This window comes from Alistipes sp. CAG:268 (assembly GCA_000434235.1).
In the GTDB taxonomy this organism is placed as follows: Bacteria; Bacteroidota; Bacteroidia; order Bacteroidales; family Rikenellaceae; genus Alistipes; species Alistipes avistercoris.
In genome coordinates this window covers 30471-37778 of record FR892017.1, presented here as the reverse complement: position 1 = coordinate 37778, position 7308 = coordinate 30471, and the positions used below count along the sequence as shown (strand labels likewise).

General features: G+C 64.2%; 4 protein-coding genes and 1 pseudogene. 1 reads left to right on the top strand and 4 read right to left on the bottom strand.

The window, feature by feature from the left end:
- The 4 genes and pseudogenes from QZL63_RS09615 to htpG form a co-directional block, all read right to left on the bottom strand.
- Nucleotides 1-906: pseudogene (locus tag QZL63_RS09615) on the bottom strand (lipopolysaccharide biosynthesis protein); the annotation flags it as partial.
- A complete protein-coding gene (locus QZL63_RS09610) occupies nt 899-2047 on the bottom strand; it encodes a polysaccharide pyruvyl transferase family protein (protein WP_022309095.1) in 1149 nt (382 codons plus the stop codon). The pseudogene QZL63_RS09615 and the gene QZL63_RS09610, both read right to left, overlap by 8 nt.
- Nucleotides 2044-4002, bottom strand: coding sequence for a polysaccharide biosynthesis protein (locus tag QZL63_RS09605; RefSeq protein WP_022309094.1), 1959 nt, complete (start codon nt 4000-4002; stop codon nt 2044-2046). Before QZL63_RS09605 ends, QZL63_RS09610 begins: the two co-directional genes overlap by 4 nt.
- 393 nt (nt 4003-4395) lie before the next feature.
- A complete protein-coding gene (htpG, locus tag QZL63_RS09600) occupies nt 4396-6456 on the bottom strand; it encodes a molecular chaperone HtpG (RefSeq protein WP_022309093.1) in 2061 nt (686 codons plus the stop codon).
- A 173-nt stretch (nt 6457-6629) separates the two neighbouring features.
- On the opposite strand from htpG, the gene QZL63_RS09595 reads away from it, so the two are divergent.
- On the top strand, nt 6630-7157 hold the full coding sequence (locus tag QZL63_RS09595) for a nitroreductase family protein (RefSeq protein ID WP_022309092.1): 528 nt from the start codon (nt 6630-6632) through the stop codon (nt 7155-7157).
- The last annotated feature ends 151 nt before the right edge of the window (nt 7158-7308 follow it).

The window sequence follows — 7308 nt, the reverse complement described above, 5'->3', positions numbered from 1 at the left end:
GACGATCTGCGGATTGGCCGCCGTCTGGAAACTGCCCACCAGGCTTGTGACCCCGGCCGTGACCTGCCCCGTAACGGCCCATGCGGCATTGACCGCCACGCCGCAGAAGATGTTGAGCAGGAAGTTCAGCCCCTGCTGCACGCAGACGTTGGCCGCACCGCCCAGCGTGTTCCAGCCCGAGAAGCTCAGGATCCGGCGGAAGAGCGCCGAGAAGCGCAGGCGCCGGCGGAAGGGCGCCCGGTCGCGGACCGGCGCCGGGCGGCAGCAGTCGTAGCGGCTGCGGCAAAAGAGGACATAGGCCCCCAGCACGACCAGATTCACGGCGGAGACCAGTCCGGCGTAGAGCACCAGGCGGTCGCCCCGACAGAGGGTAAGCAGCCCGGCGGCAGCCAGGTTGAGCGCCGCCTCGAGCAGGCTCAGGTAGGCATAGAAAGACATACGCTCGTGGGCGATGACCGCCGCATTGAAGGGGACGACGAAGAGCTTGGCCACGAACGAGAGGAGCGTGAACTGAAAGACCCTCCCGGCGGCCGCCATCCGCCCGGCGGGGATGTTGAGTTGCGTGGTGAGGAACCAGACCCCGAGCGTCTCGGCCGCAAGGAGCAGCACCACGGCCAGCACGGCATGGACCTGGAGGCTCACCGAGAAGGTCCGCCGGGCCGCCTGCAGGTCGCTGCGCCCCAGGTCGGCGGCCAGGAAACGCTGGATGCTCAGCGACAATGCCCCCGTGAGGAACGAAAAGAAGACGACGATGCCGCCCACGACGTTGTAGATGCCGTAGTCGTCCACACCCAGCGCCGCCAGCACGACCCGCGAAATGTAGAGCGACACGGCCATGACGAGCAGCATGCGGACGTAGAGTGCGCCCGTATTGCGGAGGATGCGGTGTGAATCGGCCTTAACCATGGATGATGCGTTCGAGGAACTCTTCGGATGAGGCGACCGCCCGCTGCAGGCGCGGCACGGCACGGCCGTAATCGACCGGACGGAGCAGTTCGGCCGGCGAAAGGTCCGCCTCCGGGGCGACGAAACGGTTTTCCAGCCCGGCCAGCCGCAGCAGCGACCCGATGCGGTCGCCGGTCCCGGGGATGCCGCAGGCCCAGAAGTCGCGGCGGTAGATCAGGGCGAAGGCCGTGCCGTGGAACGAATTGCTCACCACATACGAGGCCCCGCGGACCAACTGCAGGAAACGCCCGGGCGAAGAGGCCCGGAACTGCCGATCGACAGCCGGATGGCGGCGGAGCGAGAAGGAGACGGCATAGAGGGGCAGTCCGGCGGCCCGCGCCACGGCCTCGGCTACGGGGAAGACACTCCGCCCGTCGCCCATCGGGTAGGTCAGCACGTAGGGTTGGGCAGGCAGCGGGTGCGCATCACGCGCGGCGATCTCGTCCCACTCCTCGGCCCGCAGCAGGAAAACCGGATCGACGGTCTGCCGCACCGGACGCCCGAGCCACGAGGAGAGGAGTGCGGCGGTCGTATCCTCGCGCACGGAGAGGCTGTGAAAGAGCGCCAGGCGCGGAAGGAGAAAGGCCGCTCCGGCGCTCTCGCGCGCAAGGCGCACGGCCACGCTGGCGGCATAGGCGTTGCGGCGGGCGGGATCGGCCACGAACGAGAGGCAGTAGGCCTCGTCGCGGCCGTTCGGCAGGTCGGTATTCCAGATCTGGTCGCTGCCGCAGATGTAGCGGTCGGCCCGGGGCGGGTTGCGCCGCAGCGAATCGCAGTCGGAATAGCACTCCGGCGTGCAGCGCAGCTCGCGCCGGAGAAACCGGGCGAAGACGCTCCGCCGCCGGAGCCGGAAGGGGAACGATGCGGCCAGGTAGAGCAGCCGCAGCAGCGGATTGCGCCCCAGGTGCGCATCGCCGACATAGCCCAGGCGCTGGCAGCGGACGAGGTAGGCGGGCCGCGGGCGGCGGAGGAGGGAGTCGGGCCGGTAGTCGATCACCTCGGCATCGACACCCCGGCCCAGCAGCCAGCGCTGCAGGCCGACAGCCTGCAGCACGGCTCCGTAGTTGTGCGGACAATGGCAGGTGATGACCGATATCTTCATTGCGCGGCGACAGGTGTTCGGTCGAACTCTTCGAAGGCGGAGTTGCGCGACTTGTATTCGGGAATCGTGAGTTTGAGCAGACGCACCGTGGCGGCCACATCGACCCGGCGGGCCAGCCGCTCGAGCTCCTCGACCGCAGCACGGGCCTCGAAGTAGTCGTACTCGCGCACGCACGCCACACGGATCTTCTCGTGGGTCGTGGGCTTGGTGTTCTCGCGCGTCGAAAGCACCTCCTCGTAGAGCTTCTCCCCGGGCCGCAGGCCGGTGTAGGCGATCTGGATCTCCTCGCCGGGGCGGAATCCGGCCAGCTCGATCATCCGGCGCGCCAGGTCGGCAATGCGTACCGACTCGCCCATGTCGAAGACGAAGATCTCATTGCCCGAGGAGATCGTCGCCGCCTCCATCACCAGCCGGCAGGCCTCGGGAATGGTCATGAAGAAGCGCGTGATGGCGGGGTGCGTGACCGTCACCGGGCCGCCCCGCTCGATCTGTTCGCGGAAACGGGGGATGACCGAGCCGTTCGACCCCAGGACGTTGCCGAAGCGCGTCGTGACAAACTGCGTACACCCGCCGACCCGCCCGCGGCGGATGGCCTGTCCGAGCGACTGGACATAGATCTCGGCCATGCGCTTCGAGGCCCCCATCACATTGGTCGGGTTCACGGCCTTGTCGGTCGAGATCATCACCATCTTCTCCACGCCGTAACGCAGGCAGAGGTCGGCGACATTGCGCGTTCCGGCGACGTTGGCCAGCACCGCCTCGCAGGGATTCTCCTCCATGAGCGGCACGTGCTTGTAGGCCGCAGCGTGGAAGACGATCTGCGGACGGTAGGTCGCAAATGCGTGGTTGAGCCGCTCGGGCATGCGGACATCGCCGATCACCGGGGTGAAGGTCAGACCGGGATGGCGCTCCTCGAGTTCGAGGCGGATGTTGTGCATCGGCGTCTCGGCATTGTCGAAGAGCACGAGCCGCCCCACGCCGAAGCCGGCCAGCTGGCGGCACAGCTCCGAACCGATCGAGCCGGCAGCGCCCGTGACGAGAATCGTCCGTCCGCGTACCCCTTCGCGGATCTCGTCGAGCGAGATGCGGATCTCGGGACGGCCCAGCAGGTCCTCGATGCGGATCTCGCGCACGACCTGCTTCATCAGCCGGCCGTCGGTCACCTCGTCGATCGGCGGAGCCACAAGCACGCGGACCCCCGCCTCGGTGCAGTATTTCACCAGCCGTTCGCGTTCGTCGCGGGCCGCGGCCGGCGACGAAAACAACACGGCGTCGATGCCCCGCTTGCCCACCAGATAGGCGATGCTCGCCCGGTTCTCGAAATAGCAGACCGGCCGCTCGGCGATCGTATAGCGCTTGAGCTGCCGCCCATAGGTCAGAAAGCCCGCAATACGGTAGTGGGGCGAATGCTGCAGGCGCACCGCGAGGGCGATCTCCTTGTCGCCGGTGCCGTAAACGAGCGTCCGAAGCGCATTGCCGCCGCCATCGGCCCGCCGCTGCACAAGGTCATAGAGGACCAGCATCGTGAGCCGCACGGCCAGCAGCAGGAAAAGCGTAAGCAATCCATCGAGCAGGAAACCCGCGGCAGCGGTCTTCGGAGGCAGGATGCCGTCGCCTAGCAACAGCGAGACAAAAAGGTAGAGCAGGCTGTCCTTCAGCAACACGGCCGCAACGAGTTTCCACACCCCGCGCAGCGTCGAATGGCGGATCACCGAGCGGAACGTGCGGAACACCCCGAACGACACAAGGCTGAAGAGCGCCGAAGCCGCAAGAAGCGCCACGGCACGCGGTGCCGTGAGCATCGGCGAGGGCAGCAACGCGCGCAGCACAAGCAGTGCGAAGAACGAGGCTCCGACCGACACCACCGTGTCGAGGGCCAGCACCGACCATGAGGGGACATAGCGCGAGGAGAAGTACTCCCCGACGCGAAAGCGGGCTAAGAAACGTTCGATCATCTGTTTAAGGCACACTTTAACGGAGCCGCGGACGGAAGGGGAACGCGCGGAGGCTCCACGCGCACGCTCCCGACGGCGGCACGATGCCCCAAAAAGCAAAATCCGTTCCTTCGCACACAGCCGTTCCGCACCTCCCTACACCCGCCGGCCCGCACGCTCCCGCATCCGGACACATGCCATGCGGCAAAACGGCTCGGATACGACCGATCCGGCCGGAGAATCCCGTTCCCGAACGGGGAAAATGGCCGGCGGAAGCCCCGGCAACAGCCGGCATGCAAAGCAGAGCAGGGGGTCCGCGAAATCCGCCCGTTTCTCCTACAAATGCGCCGACATCTCGCAAAAAAAGGGCCGGCACCCACTTGGGTGCCGACCCCTTCGATACAGGGACAACGGCTATTTCTCGATGAGCGAGATCGACCGCTGGATGAAATCCGTCAGGTTCTTGCCCTTCAGCATGCCGTTTGTCAGCAATGCCAGGTCGATGATCTGTTTGACGAGTTTGTTTTCCGAACCGATCTCGCGCAGCCGCTCGTTGCGCTCGTCGCGCAGCGTCACGACCTTCTTCGACAGCTCCTCGCGCATCGACTTCTCCTCGGCCGTAAGCTCCTCCTCCTTCTTGCTCCGGACGGTCTCCTCGAAGCGCTTCTCCTCGGCCACCGCGGCATCGATCTTCTTGGTCGTGGTCTTCAGCTTGTCGCCGTAGGCCTTCTCCACGTCCGAAAGGATGTCGATGACGATCGGGTGGTTGCCGTTCACGGCGATCGTGAAGTGGTCGGGCATCTGTCCGTAGAACTGGCTCATGCCCCCGCCGCCCATGGCGGCCATCTCCTTCATACGGCGCATGAACTCGTTCTGCGTGATGACCACCGGCGCCTCGTCGGGCGACATGGCCTCGAACGAGATGTGGTAGTCGATCTTCTCATCCTTGGGCATCTGGCTCTCGAAGACCGGCGTCAGCAGCTCCTGCTGGGCCTCGGTGAGCGACATCTTGATCTGCTCCTCCTTCTGGATCAGCTTGTCGATGACGTCGCTGTCCACCCGCACGAAGCGCGTATCCTTGTTCTTCGACTCATACCAGTTGATGTAGTGGCTGTCGAGCTGTCCGTCCATCCACAGCACGTCGTAACCCTTGGCCTTCGCGGCTTCGAGCGAAGTGTACTTCTCCTCGGGATCGTCCACGTAGAGGAATACGACGGTCTTGTTCTTGTCGGTCTGCGCCTCCTTGACCTTCTCGGTATACTCCTTGGGCGTGAAGTACTTGCCTTCGACGTTCTTCCAGAGCATGAAGTCCGGGGCTTTCTCGGCAAACTTCTCGTCGGTCAGGATGCCGTACTGGATGAAGATCTTCAGATCGTCCCACTTCGACTCGTAGTCGGACCGCATGGTATTGAAGAGCTCCTGCAGACGGTCGGCCACCTTGCGCGTGATGTAACTCGAGATCTTTCGGACGTTCGAGTCGCTCTGCAGGTAGCTTCGCGAGACGTTGAGCGGGATGTCCGGGGAGTCGATCACGCCGTGCAGCAGCGTGAGGTACTCCGGCACGATGCCCTCGACCTGATCCGTAACGAAGACCTGGTTCGAGTAGAGCTGGATGCGGTTCTTCTGGATCTCGAAGTTGTTGTGGATCTTCGGGAAGTAGAGGATGCCGGTCAGGTGGAACGGGTAGTCGATATTGAGGTGGATCGAGAAGAGGGGATCGTCGCTCATCGGGTAGAGCTCGCGGTAGAACTCCTTGTACTGCTCCTCGGTGATCTCGGTCGGCTTGCGCGTCCAGAGCGGATCGACGTTGTTGATGATGTTGTCCTTATCGGTATCGACATACTTGCCGTCCTTCCACTCCTTGACCTTGCCGAAGGCGATGGGCACGGGCAGGAAACGGCAGTACTTCTTGAGCAGCTCCTCGATGCGCGACTCCTCGGCATACTCCAGGGCATCCTCCGACAGATGCAGGACGATCGTCGTGCCGCGGTCGCGCTCTTCGCCGGTCTCCTCCATCTCGAACTCGGGCGACCCGGTGCAGCTCCAGTGCACGGTCTTCGCGCCCTCGCGCCACGAGCGGGTGAAGATCTCCACCCGGTCGGCCACCATGAAAGCCGAATAGAAGCCCAGTCCGAAGTGGCCGATGATTGCCTGGTTCTTGTACTTCTCCATGAACTCCTCGGCTCCCGAGAAGGCGATCTGGTTGATGTACTTGTCCACCTCTTCGGCCGTCATGCCGATGCCGCGGTCGGTCACCGTCAGCGTCTTCTGCGCCTTGTCCACGGCAACGTGGATCGTCAGGTCGCCCAGCTCGCCCTTCACCTCGCCCATCGACGAGAGGGTCTTGAGCTTCTGCGTCGCATCGACGGCGTTCGAGATGAGCTCACGCAGGAAGATTTCATGCTCCGAATAGAGGAATTTCTTGATCACGGGGAAGATGTTCTCCGTAGTCACTCCGATTTTTCCGTTTTTCATAGCGTTATCGTGTTGTTTTTATCTGTTTCAGGTACCCCCGTATCCAACAAACGGTGTGCCAGCCGCCGTTTTCTGCCACTTTGTCAGTCGCGACTGACAGACTGTGCCGCCGGGGATTTGGCCGGGGCGTGTTTTTTGCGTATCTTCGCACATCACATCAGAACACCAAGACTATGGATTTTCTCTCTTTGGCCAAAAAGCGGTATGCCTGCCGCAGCTACCAGCAACGGAAAGTGGAACCCGAAAAGATCGCAGCCATCCTCGAGGCGGGCCGTGTGGCCCCGACGGGCGCCAACCGCCAGCCGCAGCGCCTTGTCGTCGTCGAATCGGCGGAAGGCATGGAGCGCCTGGCACGCTGCACGCGTGACTTCGGGGCTCCGCTCGCCATCATCGTCTGCGCCGACACGAACGAGGTCTGGACCCGCAAGTACGACGGCAAGAAGATCGGCGACATCGACGCCTCGATCGTCACCGACCACATGATGCTGGCGGCCGCATCGCTCGGGCTCGACACGCTGTGGATCTGCATGTTCAAGCCCGAAGCCGTCCGCGAGGAGTTCGCGCTGCCCGAGGGCATCGAGCCGGTGAACATCCTGCTCGTGGGCTACGGCGCCGGCGAACCCGCCTCGCCCGAACGCCACGCCGAGCTGCGCAAGCCGCTTGCCGAGACGGTCTTCCACGAGCGCTTCGGACAGAAGTAAGCCCCGACCGCCGGAACCGGAAAAGGAGAGCCCGGTGCTGCATGCGGCAGCACCGGGCTCTCTCCTGATATATACGACGCGCGCGTCAGGCGCCTTTCGGTTCCTCCCCGGCGGCAGCCTCCGCGGTCGCACGATCCAGATCGGCCCGGGC